At 60.3% G+C, this 16,709-nt stretch carries 12 protein-coding genes; 7 read left to right on the top strand and 5 right to left on the bottom strand.

The genetic code is table 11. From position 1 onward, the window contains the following. Positions 1-241 precede the first annotated feature (241 nt). On the top strand, positions 242-1,954 hold the full coding sequence (locus tag M0D67_RS24460) for an ATPase (protein WP_266239982.1): 1,713 nt from the start codon (positions 242-244) through the stop codon (positions 1,952-1,954). A 227-nt stretch (positions 1,955-2,181) separates the two neighbouring features. On the opposite strand, the gene ltrA is transcribed toward M0D67_RS24460, so the two are convergent. Continuing rightward, positions 2,182-3,657 (bottom strand): group II intron reverse transcriptase/maturase, encoded by a 1,476-nt coding sequence (gene ltrA, locus M0D67_RS24455; protein ID WP_367892352.1) that lies wholly within the window; start codon positions 3,655-3,657, stop codon positions 2,182-2,184. Positions 3,658-4,065: 408 nt separating this feature from the next. Here ltrA and M0D67_RS24450 point away from each other — a divergent pair, with 408 nt between their 5' ends. From M0D67_RS24450 to M0D67_RS24435, 4 genes are all read left to right on the top strand, one after another. Then, a complete protein-coding gene (locus M0D67_RS24450) occupies positions 4,066-6,243 on the top strand; it encodes a P-loop NTPase fold protein (RefSeq protein WP_266239978.1) in 2,178 nt (725 codons plus the stop codon). A gap of 374 nt (positions 6,244-6,617) precedes the next feature. Then, on the top strand, positions 6,618-7,007 hold the full coding sequence (locus tag M0D67_RS24445; protein ID WP_266239976.1) for a DUF6232 family protein: 390 nt from the start codon (positions 6,618-6,620) through the stop codon (positions 7,005-7,007). A 146-nt stretch (positions 7,008-7,153) separates the two neighbouring features. Next, positions 7,154-7,498: a hypothetical protein gene (locus tag M0D67_RS24440; RefSeq protein ID WP_154565706.1), complete on the top strand. Its 345-nt coding sequence runs from the start codon at positions 7,154-7,156 to the stop codon at positions 7,496-7,498. A 264-nt stretch (positions 7,499-7,762) separates the two neighbouring features. Then, positions 7,763-8,866: a hypothetical protein gene (locus M0D67_RS24435; protein WP_266239974.1), complete on the top strand. Its 1,104-nt coding sequence runs from the start codon at positions 7,763-7,765 to the stop codon at positions 8,864-8,866. An 87-nt stretch (positions 8,867-8,953) separates the two neighbouring features. On the opposite strand, the gene M0D67_RS24430 is transcribed toward M0D67_RS24435, so the two are convergent. After that, entirely contained in the window at positions 8,954-11,407 is a 2,454-nt protein-coding gene (locus M0D67_RS24430; RefSeq protein WP_266239972.1) for a glycogen/starch/alpha-glucan phosphorylase, read from the bottom strand. 752 nt (positions 11,408-12,159) lie between these two features. Here M0D67_RS24430 and M0D67_RS24425 point away from each other — a divergent pair. Beyond that, positions 12,160-13,527, top strand: coding sequence for an MFS transporter (locus tag M0D67_RS24425; protein ID WP_171928260.1), 1,368 nt, complete (start codon positions 12,160-12,162; stop codon positions 13,525-13,527). Between the two features lie 55 nt (positions 13,528-13,582). Here M0D67_RS24425 and ltaE read toward each other — a convergent pair whose 3' ends face one another. The 3 genes from ltaE to M0D67_RS24410 all read right to left on the bottom strand — a co-directional run bounded on the left by ltaE (position 13,583) and on the right by M0D67_RS24410 (position 15,982). Next, positions 13,583-14,590: a low-specificity L-threonine aldolase gene (gene ltaE, locus M0D67_RS24420; RefSeq protein WP_266239970.1), complete on the bottom strand. Its 1,008-nt coding sequence runs from the start codon at positions 14,588-14,590 to the stop codon at positions 13,583-13,585. A gap of 169 nt (positions 14,591-14,759) precedes the next feature. Then, positions 14,760-15,524, bottom strand: coding sequence for a peptidoglycan DD-metalloendopeptidase family protein (locus M0D67_RS24415; protein WP_266239968.1), 765 nt, complete (start codon positions 15,522-15,524; stop codon positions 14,760-14,762). Positions 15,525-15,670: 146 nt separating this feature from the next. Beyond that, positions 15,671-15,982: a cupin domain-containing protein gene (locus M0D67_RS24410; protein ID WP_054041883.1), complete on the bottom strand. Its 312-nt coding sequence runs from the start codon at positions 15,980-15,982 to the stop codon at positions 15,671-15,673. Positions 15,983-16,230: 248 nt separating this feature from the next. On the opposite strand from M0D67_RS24410, the gene M0D67_RS24405 reads away from it, so the two are divergent. Next, entirely contained in the window at positions 16,231-16,551 is a 321-nt protein-coding gene (locus M0D67_RS24405; RefSeq protein ID WP_054041885.1) for a hypothetical protein, read from the top strand. The last annotated feature ends 158 nt before the right edge of the window (positions 16,552-16,709 follow it).

The raw sequence follows: 16,709 nt of genomic DNA, 5'->3' as shown, positions 1-16,709 counted from the left end.
CCTATGCGAAGACGGACCTCACGCAGACGCGCGCGTTCGTGGAGGGGAGTTTTCCGAAAACAGACTCGCACGTCAAAGTTGGATCGCAACGGACGCGATAACGAATTTAGTAGGCGCTTTAAACAAGTAAAAGACCTCACTGCACGGGACCGCAACTTCTCCGGCCCCGGTTACGGCCACTCGAACATCTCGAAGTGATACGATTGGTACGACAAAATCTAGCCGGCGGCCGGGGTGTGGCATGCGTTACGTATTTCGCAGAAACAGTTCCGTCGGTGCCATGGACGCCGAGTCCGATGAAAGGTTCTTGCGAGACTGCTTTCTCGACACTGGCGATCTTGAATCCCTTGCAGACTGCGACGATCCAAAGCGGATCGTCGTTGGACGCGTCGGCGCCGGTAAGAGCGCGCTTCTCACGCGCCTGCTAGAGGTGCAGGCGAACGCCTTTGAGATTCGAGCAGAATCACTTTCCCTCAGCTACGTAGCCAACTCCGACATCATTCAGTTTTTCGAATCTGCAGGTGTAAAACTGGACCTTTTCTATCAGCTACTATGGCGACATGTATTTGTCGTCGAATTGCTGTGCAAAAAATATCGGATTTCGGCTAACGATCCGTGGAGCTTCCTTGACCAGTTTCGGGACCTGTTTCAGCGAGATCACGCAAAGAAACGCGCGGTGGAATACCTCCGACAGTGGAACGACCATTTCTGGCAAGACACCGAAACTCGAGTCAAGGAGTTCACGTCGAAACTCGAGAGCAAACTCTCCGGTGCGATCGATGCGAAGGCATATGGAATCACGCTGAACGCGGCCGGCGCGCGGACACTAAGCGACGAAGTGAAGGCCGAGGTGCTGCACAAAGCGCAGTCGATCGTCAACGAGAACCAAGTTCGCGAGTTGGGCGAAATTATCACGCTGCTTGCCGACGAGGTATTCACCGACCCAAAAAATCGTTTCTATCTGGTGATCGATCGACTCGACGAATCGTGGGTTGATGACCGGATTCGTTTCAAGCTCATTCGCGCGTTGATAGAGACCGTCAAAGCCTTTCAGCGGGTTCGTTCTGTGAAGGCCGTCATTGCAATACGCGAAGATCTCCTCCGAACAGTGTTCGAAGAGACGCGTGATGCTGGCTTCCAGGAAGAAAAATTCGAAGGTCTCATCCTGCGTCTAAGATGGAGCAAGGCACAGCTTAAGCAACTGCTTGACCTCCGTATTGACAAACTGATCAGGGAACCATATACCCAAAAGAAAGTCGCTTTTGATGACGTATTCCGAGGTGCCGTCCGGGGCGAATCGGCCATCGACTATCTGATAACTCGAACTCTTCTGCGCCCGCGCGATGCAATTGCTTTCGTCAACTGCTGCATTGAACTTTGCGAAGGCAAAGAGTATGTTCCGCCTTCCACGGTGCAAGATGCAGAGCGCAAGTATTCGATAGGCAGATTACGTTCGCTCCGGGATGAATGGAGCGGCCACTATGCATCTCTAGAAGCCTGTACCGAACTCCTCCGCGGCCGCCAATCTCATTTCAAGTATTCCGAAATAACTGAGAGTCAATTGCAAGAATGTCTACAAGAACATTGGCTGGGTATTCCACATACAGACCCAGTTGGCATCGCCGCTAACGATTACTTGCAAAACCAAAGAAATGCAAACGCCTGCATCATCCAGATTCTGAAAATTCTTTACACCGTCTCGATCGTAGGCATCAAACCGGAAGCCACCGAAAGAGTGAGCTGGTCACACCTCGACGATCGCGGAATATCGGATGGTCAGTATAAGAAGAGTTCATCGATAGCCGTGCATCCAATGCTTTGGCGTTCTTTGGACATAGCGCTCCCAATACGAGCGGATCGCCGTCGGCGTGCAACCGATGATCGGGCGAAAGAAGATCATAGGAAGCGAGGTCGAGAACCAAGAGGTAAGCAGCAACCCAATTCCGTCGAGTAAACGAGCGCCTTTGGTTGCTGCTACACGAAGCAAACATCGTCCACGCAGAAGGAAGCAAATGACAGAGTTCCGCTGCTGCGAGTTCGGTGGAACGCCGATATCTTGACAAAACGAAGCCATATGTGCGTTTGTCAAACTGCTGACATCTCGATCGATCGCGGTAGGAATGGCCATTACTGGGCACCCCCCGCACAGATCCCGGCGTGCCCAATTCGGGCACCGGGCTCCTACCTCGGGTGTTTGACGGCAAATCGCTCGCTTGGCCAAGGATGAAGAATTCGAGGGCGCGGGAGCCAGGCATTGGCGATCCGCGACATTCGCTCCCACGTCATGGCATCCTTCTGGCTGCGTCGCCGGAGCGTGCGCCGCCAAAGATTGGTGACGTGGTATCGAAATGCAGCGAGTGCGCGCGAATTGGTGGGCACCGCGTGGTACGCGAAGTACCCGCGAACCACCTGCCGCAGCCATTGCCCTTGCACTGGAATCGGTTCATGCATGCGCCTCCGAAGTTCCTCCTTGATCTGCCTGAGTTTCGCCCGCATGCGATCCCCTCGGGTCTTCCTCTGTAGCTGGAAGGCGCCACGACGAGACCGCCCACAGATAAAGATGAAACCCAGGAAGGTGAAGGTCTCCGGCCGGCCAAGGCCGTATCGCTTTCGTCTGCCCGCTGCATTGCGGCCAAACTCCAGCAGCCTCGTCTTGTCCGGATGCAGCGCAAGCGAGAACTCTTCCAGCCTTGCTCGCATCGCGTCCCAGAAGCGCCGCGCGTCGTCTTCGTGCTGGAAGCCGACCACGATATCATCCGCGTACCGAAGGATGATCACGTTGCCTTTGGCTTCCTTTCGTCGCCAACGATTGGCCCAGAGATCGAAAACGTAGTGCAGGTACACATTCGCGAACAGTGGTGAAACCACCGCTCCCTGGGGTGTACCGGTCTCACTAACGCTCAGCTCCCCATCTTCCAGTACGCCCGCCTTGAGCCACTTGCGCACAAGGCGGATGATGCGCTGGTCGCCGATCCGATGCTCCATGAAACGGACTAGCCAATCCTGGCTAACCGAGTCGAAAAAGCCCCGGATATCCGCGTCCAGAATCCAGTTCACCGGGGTGCTGGTGATCGCCGTCGCTAACGCATCCAGCGCATCGTGCTGACTGCGTCCGGGCCGGAACCCGTACGAGAACCCGAGGAAATCAGCCTCGTAAATCGCATTCAGCACTTTGACCACCGCGCGCTGGACGATCTTGTCTTCCAGCGCGGCAATCCCCAGCGGACGCTGCTTGCCGTCCGGCTTGGGTATGTACTGCCGCCGAACGGGCAGTGCCCGATACGCTCCGCTCTGTACTTGCGTGTGCAGACGCTGGAGATGTTCTTCCAGTCCTGCTTCGTAGTACCGCCACGTCACACCGTCCACCCCGGGCGCCGCATTGCGTTTGAGCGCAAGAAACGACTCCCGAAGGCGATCGATCGTGACATGGTGCAGAAGCGCGGTGAACCGCTCCTTCTTCCGCTGCCTTGCAGCTTGCCGTACACGTTCCAGCGCCTGTGGCACGCTTGCCCGGTTCTGCGCCCGGCACGTGTGCGACTGGTCCGTGTTCCCCTTGGTCCCCGCCCTTGGCTCCACCCACTCCGCAGCCAGTTTCCCGGCGTTGTTCGCAGGCTTCTTCGCTACTATGGCGGAGTCTGACTTCTCCCGTCCGTTCATCATCGGCTACGGCTCCTCGCCTTCCCGATGCGGACCCGTCCCTGCTGCGACAGGCCAGACTGGAGATCTCCCGGTTCCCGAACAAGGAGCGTGCGTGCGTGCCAGGGTCTCCGACCACGCCGAGCCGACGGAGTGCTCGCATTATCGCGCTCCGTCATGTTGCCTTCCGCAATGTCAACGGCGTCGGCGCTCGGGACAATTAAACTATCGCGGCTCAATGGCTGGCCCGCACGTACCCCTGCCAACGCTTCGCCGCATGTCTCGCGACATACTGCGCATGACTCGGGGACAACGTGGTTTGCTAGACCTTCGTTGTTAGAGACTTCCACTCTTTACTCCTTGCCGGTCTCCCGGCGCACAAACATTTTTATCAACCACGTCTTGCGCTGCTCATAGGGTCAAGCTCGTATGAAACAAATCGACAAATCGAACGAGCCGCGGATCAGCATCGGCTCAGACATCCCGCAAACTGACCCGGCGCTCGATTCTTTTGGCTACGCTTCTGTCGCAAAGCTGATTGCTGACGCTGTTGTCAAAACGCCAAGCCCTCAAGGTCTGGTTATGGCTATCCACGGGCAGTGGGGCATGGGCAAATCTTCTTTGCTCAATTTCGTCAAATACTATCTGACGGAAAGTCAAATTGATTCACGGCCGGTAGTGATTGATTTTAACCCTTGGTGGTTCGACGACCGGGGCCAGTTGGCGAACCAATTCCTGTTGCAATTCAAAGCGAAACTAAACCTCGAAAACAAAGCGCTTCGTGACGCGGGCGATTTGATGGCCGAATATTCGGGTGCACTCGGAAAGGCCGTATCGGTGAGCACAGGAATTCCTTGGATCGATGTGCCTGTCGGTTTACTACTCAAATGTTTGAAGCGCAAACCGCAAGACGTCCCGAAGCTGAAGGCTGAAATTGCAGCGGCGTTGGGCAAGAGTAACCAGCGATTCATCGTCGTCGTCGACGACATCGACCGGCTAAGCCCCACGGAGATTCGTGAAGTCTTCAAAGTGATTAAGGCATTGGCGGACTTCCCGAACGTGGTTTATTTGCTTTCATTCGATCGGGAGGTGGTGGCACAGGCCCTCAATAACGCAATGCAGGTGGACGGCGAGTCCTACCTAGAAAAAATTGTCCAAGTACCGTACGTGTTGCCGGCCGTGGATGAGCTTCTGCTGAGAAACAAGCTCTTTAGGGACCTCGACCGACTGCTAGCAGGTGCGGATGCGGCGCTGTTCGATTCCACGTATTGGGGAAACGTGTTCATGGAAGGCATGGCGCCGATGCTGACAAAGCCTAGGGACATCGTTCGGTACGTCAATATGCTGTCGGTGACCTTTCCGGCGCTTCGAGACGAAGTAAATATCGCTGATTTTTTCGCGTTGGAGTTCCTGAGGCTGAAATTGCCGAAGCTATATGACACGATCCGCGAGAACCGGGATCGTTTCTCTGGGTACGCGCAACGCGGCATTCAATCTGCGGAGCGAACTGAAGACCGAGCTTTCCACCAAAGCTGGGCCGACGACCTCGACGGCAGCATCCGCGAGGGTATCCAGGCAATGATGGAGCGGATCTTTCCAAAGCTTAGCAACATGGGGCGGGGAAGCGAGTTCCTGAGCGAGTGGGCTCGGGTAAGACGCGCAGCCCACCCCGACGTATTCCCGATTTACTTTCAGTTTGCGGTCGATCAGGACCAACTGAGCCGACAAGCGATTTCGGATTTCATTCAGAATCTGTCTAATGCAGAGGCTTCGGAAACTACGTTGCTGGACGCAATCGACGTTAAGCGCCCCGACGGCTCGTCGAAGGCCAAGGAATACCTTTCTCGCCTATTGGATTTCGACCGCGAAATAGATGCAGCGCGGGCCACAACCCTCCTCAACATTCTCGGGCGAGTTGGCGACAGATTTATTATCCCAAGCGACGAGACCGGCGGTATGTTCGCGCCCCGCAGTACGTGGTTGCTCATTTGGGTGATGCAACACGTATTGAACCGCGTCCCCGCCGATAGACGTGATGATCTGTTGATTGCATCTTCGAGACAAGGGCGAGCGCTTGCGTACCTATGGTACGTTATTCTCTCAATCGAAACATGTCATGAGAAGCCGGTTGATCATGGCGCAGCAGCTGTGCTCACCCAGGTTAAGCCTGAAACGCTTGCAATCTTGCAGGACATCGCGCTAGTGCGGATCGATGAGTATGCGCAGACCGACCTGCTGATCGACGTGCCCGAATTGCCTTCAGTACTAGCTCATTGGCGCGACCGGGGAACGCGAGATGCCGCGAGAGGATGGGCCGATAATTTTGCTTCCGACACGCAGAATCTACTTCGTCTGATGGCTACGTTTCTTAGTGAACAAAAATCACAAGCTTTTGGCGACCGTGTAGGGCACGTTCGCCGTACGCTGAATTTGAAGCTGATGTCCGACTTCATCGATCTGGAAAAGGCGGAGGCGCTATTGAGCAATAGCGTAGCCTCCGATTTGGGAGCTAACTTTGTAGCGATGGTCGAGACCTTCAACTCTCAGCTCGCAGTTTTTAGAGAAGGTAAAGATCCCGATAGCCTCTTTGCGATGGCGACGGAGTAAGCGCCGATTCACTCTGCGCGCTGAACATTTCCCGCTCGGGAGACCACCATATCTTTAGTTCTCGCATTCAAAACGGATCGACGGAACGAGGAGGCCTGTGACCTGATCGTTCGCTTGGAAGCGGCCGTTAGCCCTCTGAGCCTAAGCTAACGCGCAGCATGATATCGATTTATTGCTACCGCACGTATTTCGGTGTATGAAATGTGATGAAGCAAGCTGCATAATTTAGGCATAAAATCCCACAATTCCGACTTTTAGTCAGCTGACGCCACATACCTCACGCAGCACGCGACATGAGGATCCGAAAATCCCATAACTTTAGGAATTTGAAGTCTGGTACGCTGCGCCCTTTGCTACGGATTGCATTGGACTCGATGGAAACTCCTTTCAACGATCGCGGCGTGTCGGTCACGCGTAACGCACTCTCGTCGGCCGGCCAGGTCTTTCCGCTGCGCGACATCGTCGACGTGCAAGTCGTCACCGTGCAGAAGAACAAAGCGCTGCCGCGTGCGATCTCGCTCGTCGGACTCGTGGGCGTTATTGCCGGCGGGATATTGCGCTCGCCGGTCGGCATGGTGTGCGGCACGATGCTGATCGTGGTCGGCTGGCTCACCTGGGTGACCCAGGACATCACGCATCGTCTGATGGTGCAGACCGCGAATGGCCTGCGTGAGGCGCTCATGAGCACCGATCGCGAGTTCGTCGAGCGCGTCGCCGCGGCCGTGCACGAGGCGCAGGCCGTCACTGCGGCGCCCAAGGCCTGAGCAATCGCCGTCCCCCATACGCGAGGCGGGGCGCGTTAACACAAAATTGATTCGCGACGCGGCAGCTTTTGCGCGTCGTTGAGGCGCGCGCCGCTAGAGTGGTTGGGTGTCAACAACGCGCGCCGCCTCGCCGAATCGGCGCAATCATGATGCTCACGTCCGTTGCAACGTCCGAAGTCTCAGTCCCGCGCGCACCGCGCGAATCACGCCTTCCCCGCCGCACGCATGTCGTCGTTCCGCTTGTGATTATCGACGTCACCGTGCCCGGCACTTCGTCGGCACATGGACGGCGCGCGTTGCATACCGCTCTCGGCGACGATCTGCGCCTCTACGTCATGACCGTCGACCAGCAACACGAGCGCGTGACCTTTCGTGTCGAAGTCACCTCGCGCACCCTCGACGACGTGATCAGCCTGCTGACAAGCGCCCTCGACCGCGCCACGCTCGGCCGCGCGCAAGCCACCGTGATCCGCCGTCCGCGCGACTATTGACATAGATCAATTCTTGCACGGACGACTTGCTAGCCGTCCCCCAAACCTTTACACATCTTTGCAATTGCCCACGGGTGACCGTGTAGAGTCGCCGCTCCTGTTATCGCGTGTTCCCTCCCGCAGGCCCCCGCAAGCGTCCCGGTTTCCCCGCCCACGCCGCGGCAATCCAGTGAGATTGCCGCCAGTGCTGTTCGAGTAGTCCAACCCACAGCTCACGATGCATCGCCTCCGCCAGGGACCCGCCTCTTTGCAAAGCGTGATCCTATGTTCCTGTCGTCTCTCGATGCCGCGCGCCGGCATGCCGGTCCTCATTTTTGTTCTCAATTTCGTCGTTCAGCCGCAGCGGCACTGGTTGCAGCCGGCGCGCTCGCCGCACTGACCGGCTGCTCCGTCACCTTCCCCACCCCCACGCCGCCGGCCCCCAATGCCGCGTTGATCAACGGCGGCAACGACGGCCTGCTGATTCCGCTGCATGTGGAGCGTGCCGACGAAGACCACGCACGCCTCGGCCTGCCGGTCCAGCTCGACGGCAAGCCGGTGTACATGGCACTCGACACGGGAACGCAAGGCACGCGGGTGTTGAAGTCGGTGCTGCCGGGTTCGAACTATGCAAGCGCCGGTGGCGTGACGTCGTTGTCGTTCGCGAACGGTGTGGAGATTCTCCGCTCGGCCGTGAAGGTGCCGTTCAGCCTCGCCGGCACCACGCCAACGCCGATCGCCGCGCAAGCGGTGGATGTCATACGTTGCCTGCCGAACGCGCGCAAGTGCGCCGGGATGGACGGCTACACCGGTGAATTCGGCTGGGCGTTTTCCGGCATCGTCGGCGTCGGCGCCGCGCAGCCCGACGACAACAGCTACACGCAACCGTTGCGCGCATTGCCCGGCAATATCGGCCAACGCTATCTGGTGCACTCGAACTTCGCGAAGCCGTACATGGTGTTGAGTCCCTCGAGCACCGTTACCAAGGACTACACGATGGTGCCGATGACAATGTCGAAAGACGGCACGGCGCAATGGCCGCGAGGCTGCGTGAATGTGGGCAACAAGATGACCTTCTGCGCGCCGCTGGTGTTCGCAACCGGCAGCACCGGCATGATCCGCCTCGAAATGGACAAAGCGCCCAACTGGACCGGTGACGGCGAGGTCGGCAACGTGCTCGATCAGGGCAACTACGAGACGGCCATCGGCACTGGATCGTGGGTGCACCGCTACGAGAAGGCGCAAGTCACGATCGTCAAGGCGAAGCTGGACGCTAACCGCATCGTGGTCGGTTTGATGGCCATGCAGAACATCGACGTGCTGTTCGATTTCCCGCGCGGACAATTCGGTTTGTATGCCGCGAAAGAGAGCGAACGATTCGCCCCGTGATGTTCATCGATCGATAAAGAAAGGCCGTGCAAAAAATTCGCACGGCCTTTTTCATTTGAGCAAGCGCCATACACAAACGCGCCCGCGTCACTCCATACTGAGCGGATTCACGTGCCAGATATTGCGCGCATATTCGCCGATGGTGCGGTCCGACGAAAACTGCCCCATGCCCGCGACGTTCTCGATCGCGCTCTCGGTCCACGCGCGCTTGTCGACGAAACGCGCATCCACTTCGTCCTGCGCTTTCGCAAACGCGGCGAAATCGGCGAGCACCATATAGTGATCGCCCCAATCCACCAACGTGTGAAAAATGTCCGAAAAGCGCAGCGGATCATCCGGTGAGAAGTAACCCGTGCGAATCTGGTCGAGCGCCATGCGCAGTTCCGGATTCTCCTCGTACACTTGCCGCGGCCGGTAGCCGGTGGCGCGCAGGTTGTCCACTTCGTCGGCGGTATGGCCGAAGATGAAAATGTTCTCTCGTCCCACTGCGTCGCAGATCTCGATGTTCGCGCCGTCCATCGTGCCGATCGTCAACGCACCGTTCAACGCGAGCTTCATGTTGCCGGTGCCTGACGCTTCGGTGCCGGCCATTGAAATCTGCTCGGACAGATCGGCCGCCGGAATGATCAACTCGGCCACGCTCACGCCGTAGTTCGGCACGAACACCACCTTGAGACGATCGCCGATCAACGGATCGTGATTGACCTTCTCGCTGACATCGCCAATCAGCTTGATGATCGTCTTCGCCATGCGATACGCGGACGCAGCCTTGCCGGCGAACATCACCACACGCGGCACCCAATCGCGCTCCGGATTCGCGCGAATCTGGTTGTAGCGCACGATCACGTGCAACACGTTCAGCAACTGCCGCTTGTATTCGTGAATGCGCTTGACCTGAAGGTCGAACAACGCATCGGGATCGAAGTTCAGTTTCGTGTGATGCGCAAGCCGCTGCACGAGCCGCAGTTTGTTCTGCCGCTTCGCTTCATGAAAGGCGTCGACGAACGCGCTATCGTTGCGCAGATTGCGCAGTTGCTCCAGCTCGAACAGATTGCTGCGCCAATGCTTGCCGATCTGCTGATCGATCAGCGACGACAGCGACGGACTCGCCTGCGCCAACCAGCGCCGCGGCGTGATGCCGTTGGTGACGTTCGTGAAGCGGTCCGGATAGATGCGTGCAAAGTCGGCGAAAATATCGCGCGTCATCAGTTGCGAATGCAGCTTCGATACACCGTTCACCTTGTGACTCGCGACGATCGCCAGATACGCCATCCGCACACGCCGCTGGCCATATTCGTCGACCAGCGAAATGCGGCGGATCATCTCGCCGTCGTGGCCCGATTGTTCGCTGACATGCTTGAGAAAGCCCGCATTGATCTCGAAGATGATCTCCAGATGCCGCGGCAAAAGACGCGCGAGCATTTCGACGTCCCACGTTTCGAGCGCTTCGGGCATCAAGGTGTGGTTCGTGTACGAGAAAATCTTCGTGACGTGATGCCACGCCTTGTCCCACGGCTGATGATGAACATCCACCAGCAAACGCATCAGTTCCGGAATCGCCAGAACCGGGTGCGTGTCGTTCAGATGCACCGCCACCTTTTCGGAAAAGCGGCCAAACGTGCTGTGCGTGCGCTGATAGCGGCGAATCAGATCCTGCATGGTCGCCGAGACGAAGAAGTATTCCTGCCGCAGCCGCAGTTCGCGGCCGGCCGGCGTCGAGTCGTCCGGATACAGCAGGCGCGAGACGTTCTCCGACATGTTCTTCGTATCGACCGCGTTGCGGTAGTCGCCACGATTGAACGCGCCGAGGTCGAGTTCTTCGGTGGCGCGCGCCGACCATAGGCGCAGCGTATTGGTCGCGTCCGTCGCGTAACCCGGAATGACGGTGTCATACGCGGTTGCGTTCACATGCTCGGTGTCGATCCACTCGACATGCTCGCCGCGCTGCACCGTGCGCCCGCCGAAATGCACCATGTACTTGATCTCAGGCCGCGGAAACTCCCACGGATTGCCCGCGCGCAGCCAGTAGTCCGGCGCTTCGACCTGCTCGCCGTCGACGATCTCCTGACGGAACATGCCGTATTCGTAACGGATGCCGTAGCCGAAGCCCGGAATGCCGAGCGTCGCCATCGAATCGAGAAAACAGGCGGCGAGCCGCCCGAGGCCGCCGTTGCCGAGGGCCGCGTCCGGCTCGATATTGACCAGCGTCTCCATGTCGACGCCGAGACCCGCGAGCGCTTCCTTCACCTGATCGTGGATGCCGAGCGCGAGCAACGCGTTCGTAAACGTGCGGCCGATCAGGAATTCCATCGACAGGTAGTAGACGCGTTTGACGTCCTGTTCGTACTGCAGGCGCGTGGTCTTCATCCAGCGCGCGACCAGCCGGTCGCGCACGGCGAGCGCCGCGGCGTGCAGCCAGTCATGGGGATGAGCGGTGACGGCGTCCTTGCCGACGCCGTACATCATGCGATTGGAAATTGAGCGCCGTAGCGCGTCGACGGTACTGTTGAGCTGGTCGAAATCCAGATCGACGGCTGTCATCGAAGCCTCCGGGAAATAACGACGCGACATACGCGAACCGCATAGATGACGGACGGGAGGCGCGGGTCGGTCAGGCGGGTTAACAAACAGAGTACGACATTTTACGGCGCGCGGACACCGGCGAGCGCGAGCGGGTGTTCATGCACATGCCATGCCCGCCGACATGCGGGGCTTCACGCATTTCGCACGCATTCCGCGCACGCACGCGGTGCAGAGGCAGCCTGTGCGCGGCACTGGGCGCGTGCATCGGCCCGCAAAACAGGCAAACGACGGCAAGCAATGAAAGCCGACTGCATGGGAGAGGCAGCATGATTATCTTTTTCGACGTGTGACGTGGCGATGAATGCGTTGACTGGTTCGATAAGTGGTCAAATCGGAGCGCCTCGTCTGCTGAACTGTTATGCCGGAGTGACATGCGACAACGCTGGGCCACGCCGATTCGAAGACGCCGCGCGGGCTTGACCGTTAGTTGCATTGCGGACGTCCGACCGAGTGCCCCGCCCTGCCGGCCTCCCAGCAGGATTTCCACGTCTCTGTAACAATCACTTCATTCGCCGCGCGCGCCGCTCTGACCGCTGGACTCGGGCCCCGCGCTTCATGCCTCGCAACCCTGCCGCCTGCACGCCGCCGCGCTGTCCCTCCGACGCACCCGGCGCTGCGGCATGCATAACCCGACGAGCCACGCCTTGTCCGACAAACCCAGCGCCACCCGTGGCGCCACGCTCGACCAGACCTTTCCAGTGGACGGCCCGATGAGCGCCGCCAATCGCCGCGCGATGGCCGCGATCATGCTCGCAGTCGCGCTCGCCACGCTCGACACCGCGATCGCCAACACCGCCCTGCCCGCCATCGCCGCGGATCTGCACGCGGCGCCCGCGGCGTCGGTGTGGATCATCAACGCCTACCAGCTCGCGATGGTCGCGACACTGCTGCCGCTTGCCGCACTCGGCGACATCGTCGGGCATCGCAGGATTTATATCGGCGGCATTGCGCTGTTCACGCTGGCGTCGCTGGCCTGCTCGCTCGCTTCGACACTGCCGCTGCTGGCCGCCGCGCGCGTGCTGCAAGGTCTTGGCGCGAGCGCGATCATGAGCGTCAACACGGCGCTGATCCGCTATCTATATCCGCCGCATCGGCTCGGACGCGGCCTCGGCACTAACGCGTTGATCGTCGGCGTGTCGTTCGCGGTCGGGCCGACGGTAGCGTCGCTGATTCTGTCCGTTGCCGCATGGCCGTGGCTGTTCGCGGTCAATGTGCCGCTCGGCCTGCTGGCGCTGGCCTTCGCGTGGCCCGCGCTGCCGCACACGGAGCGCGGCAAACACAACTTCGACCCGATTGCGGCGCTCCTCAACGTGATCACCTTCGCCGCGCTGATCTTCGCGCTCGGCGAAGCGGCCCAGCGCGCCTCGACGCAACTGGTGCTGAGCGCGGCCGCAATCGCCGTGGTGTTCGGTGTGTTGCTGATTCGCCGTGAAGCCGGTCACCCTGCGCCAATGCTGCCGGTCGATCTGTTCAAGCGGCCGGTGTTTGCGTTGTCGGCGGTGACCGCGGTGTGCTCGTTCGCCGCGCAAGGGCTGGCGTTCGTGTCGCTGCCTTTCTACTTCGAGGACGTGTTGCATCGCAGCCAGGTCGAGACCGGCTTTCTGATGACGCCGTGGCCCGTGGTGGTCGCACTGGCCGCGCCGCTGGCGGGCAGTCTGTCCGACCGCTATCCACCGGGCCTGCTGGGCGCGATCGGCCTTGCGGTGATGTCGGCGGGGATGGCGTCGCTGGCGTTGTTGCCGGTGCATCCGCATGTGCTCGACATCGGCATCCGCATGGCGATTTGCGGCGCGGGCTTCGGCTTCTTCCAGTCACCTAACCTGAAGGCATTGATGGCGAGCGCGCCGCCCGAGCGCAGCGGCGGCGCCAGCGGCATCGTCGCGACTGCCCGGCTGCTTGGGCAGACCACCGGTGCAGCGCTGGTCGCGCTGAGCTTCGGCATCGCCGGCCGGCATGGACCCACACTCGCGCTCAGCGCCGGCGCCTTCTTTGCAGGCGCGGCGAGCCTTGCGAGCGGACTGCGGCTGTTCGCGCCGTCGCATCGCGCGGGCGTGCACGCGAAAGCGTCGGCGGAGTAAACAAAAAGGGCGCACTGCTGTGGCAGTGCGCCTTTTTTCCTTCCCGGCATTTCGATTAATGCGCGGCGAAATACCCTTTCACTGCGCCGATAAACGTATCGATATCCGCACGCGACACATCCTTATGCGTGACGAAGCGCGACGCGTAGAGCATCTGCGTGAGGATGCCGCGCTCCTTGAGCCACGCTTCGAGCGGTACGCAATGTTGCTGCGGAAAATGCGCGAACACCATGTTGGTCGCGATCGACTGCACCTTGACCTGGTCGATCGATTCCAGACCGGCCGCCAGATGCGCGGCGTTCGCGTGATCGTCGGCGAGACGCTCGACGTTGTGATCCAGCGCGTACAGGCATGCCGCTGCCAGCACGCCGGCCTGACGCATCCCGCCGCCCAGCACCTTGCGCCAGCGATGCGCCACATCGATCAGCGCCTGGCTGCCGACCAGAACCGAGCCGACCGGCGCGCCCAGGCCCTTCGAAAAACAGATCGAGACTGAATCGAACCGTTCGCACAACGCCGCAACCGGCTTGCCCGATACGACCGCCGCGTTGTAGACCCGCGCGCCGTCGAGGTGAGCCGACAAGCCATGCCGGCGCGCCAACTGCACCGCCTCGTCGACGTAACCCGCCGGCAGCACCTTGCCGCCGATGGTGTTTTCCAGCGCCAGCAACCGCGTGCGCGCGAAGTGGTTGTCGATCGGCTTGATCGCGGCCGCGATCTTCTCGAGCGGGATCGAACCGTCGGCGGCATTCTCGAGCGGCTGCGGCTGGATGCTGCCGAGCACCGCCGCGCCGCCGCCTTCGTACTTATAGGTATGCGCCAACTGGCCGACGATGTATTCGTCGCCGCGCGCGCAATGCGCCATCAACGCCGCCAGATTGCTTTGCGTGCCGCTCGGGAAGAACAGGCCGGCTTCCTTGCCGGTGCGCTCCGCGACCGTTGCTTGCAGGCGCAGCACGGTTGGGTCGTCGCCCCAGACGTCGTCGCCCACTTCGGCGGCCGACATCGCCGCGAGCATGGCAGGAGTTGGACGGGTTACGGTGTCGCTGCGCAAATCGATCATGGTGAGAGCCTCGTGTGTCCCTGTTTGTGTCAATGCATGACAAGCCTGTGACCGCCGGCCCGCGCACCGCTTCATCTGCTTCGATGAACGGCCACGACTCCGGCTGTTGAGCCACACAGTGTATTCAATTATTTAACGCGGCGCTGAAAACCGCGCTAGTAAGCGCGGCTCACCCACCCGACTTCGGTAGCCACGCAAGCGGGTCGACCGGCTGGCCGTTCTGGCGGACTTCGAACTGGATCGACGCCACGCCCCGGCTATCCACGCCGACTTCGCCGATGGTTTGTCCTTGCGCGACAGCGTCGCCTTCCTTGACCAGCAGCGTGCTGTTCTGCCCGTAGGCGGTAATCAGCGAGTCGTCGTGCTTGATGATGATGAGCGGACCGTACGCCTCGATACCCGTGCCGGCGTAAACGACCCGGCCGGTCGCGGCGGCCTTGACCGGATCGCCTGCGCGACCGCCGATCACGATACCGTTCGACTTGCCCGGCGCAAAGGCTTTCAGCACGGGACCCCGCAACGGCCACAGCAGCACGCCTTGCTGCGCGACGCCAGCCGCACCGGGCGTGGCGGCAGCGCCATTCTGACCGGCCACGTTGACCGGCGGCGTCACCACGCTACCCGACGCCATTGGCGGCGCCACCCGCAGCACCTGCCCCGGATTGACCGCCGCATTCGATGCGAGGCCGTTCCATGTCGCAATCTCCTGCGGCTTGCGACCGTACGCCGACGCGATGCCCGCCAGCGTGTCACCCGGATTGGCGCGGTAGTAACCGGCCGGCACAGGGACCGTGCCGAGGGTAGTCGGGCGGGACGGCGCGCTGCTATAGAACGGCGTGCTTTCCCACGGCATCGACGTACAACCGCTGATCATCACGCCGAGCGTCGCCGAGATCAGCAACCGGGCCGCCGTGAATTGCCATTGTCTTGTCATGTGATTTTCCTCGACACTTAGATTCAATCGGATTCAATCAGCCCCAAGCATTCGCCGTGCCGCTCGCTACGGGCGCCGCGGCGCCTATCCATTATGCCGCCGTGCGCGTTGGCGACGACTTCGACACGGCATGGGCCAAGGAACCGTCAGACACTGCCCTCGGCCTCGACCACCAGAATGCGCGCCACGCCGATCGGATGCGCAACATGTTCGGTGCCCACCGACGCGTAGAACACATCGCCCGTTTCCAGAATCGCCGACTGTTCGACGCCGCCTTCGCGATAGCGCATCTCCACGCGGCCGTCGAGCACGGCGAACACTTCCTCGCCGTCGTTGACATGCCACTTGTATGGCTGATCGGTCCAATGCAGGCGCGTCGTGATGCCGCCCATGTTGGCGATATCGAGCGCGCCCCACGGACGCGTCGCGGTGAAGCTCTTGCTGCGAATGATCTTCATGGTGAATAGTGGGTTGAGAAACAGTCGCTGTCGAGGCGTTATCCGTGCCGCATACCGAGCCGCCCGGCCCAGCAGGATCACGCGTTTCGACGGCCCCCATTATAGGTGTTGTGGCAGGCACGACCGCCGCCACACGGCCGCGCGAGGGCATTCGTGTGATTATTGAATCCTTTCAACCCTCGCCTATACTCAGTCATGCTGCCGCAACGCACCGTACACAAACGCCTGGATCCTGCGAGGAGTTGAGGATGAACAAAGCCACGTTTCTGGCCGTGCAACTCAACGTCGACGATGTTGCGGCGTCGCCCGGTTTGGTCGAGTTGCTGAACACCCATCTGGTTTTCGCGGCAGACGTCGCCGAAGCCGCCGACGCACTGGTCCAACTGGCCAGCATCGCGGGATTGTCGAGCGGCGTCGAAGCCAGCGTCGAGATTCCGGCTCTGGCGATCGAACGGCTGCGCGAGGCGCTCGACAATCTCAGCGGTTATGACGAATCCTGGTTGCTTGCTCTCGAACCCAGCCGCGCGCTGTTCGATGAAATAGGCCGCCGGCATCGCACCTTGCATTAAAGCCGCGCTCGCGGAAAACGCATCCGCACTGCCGCGCACCCCGGTGCTCAGCGCTAGCGCCGCCGGTCCGTCACTTTTCGCTCACCGCCCGAACCGCCAGATTGTCCGGCATGCTTGACTGTCGACGCCGTCTGAAGGTTTCGGGCGAGTCAACCGGA

It is taken from the genome of Paraburkholderia sp. SECH4 (assembly GCF_030511745.1).
Lineage (GTDB): Bacteria > Pseudomonadota > Gammaproteobacteria > Burkholderiales > Burkholderiaceae > Paraburkholderia > Paraburkholderia madseniana.
This window is presented reverse-complemented; position numbering and strand designations above follow the sequence as displayed.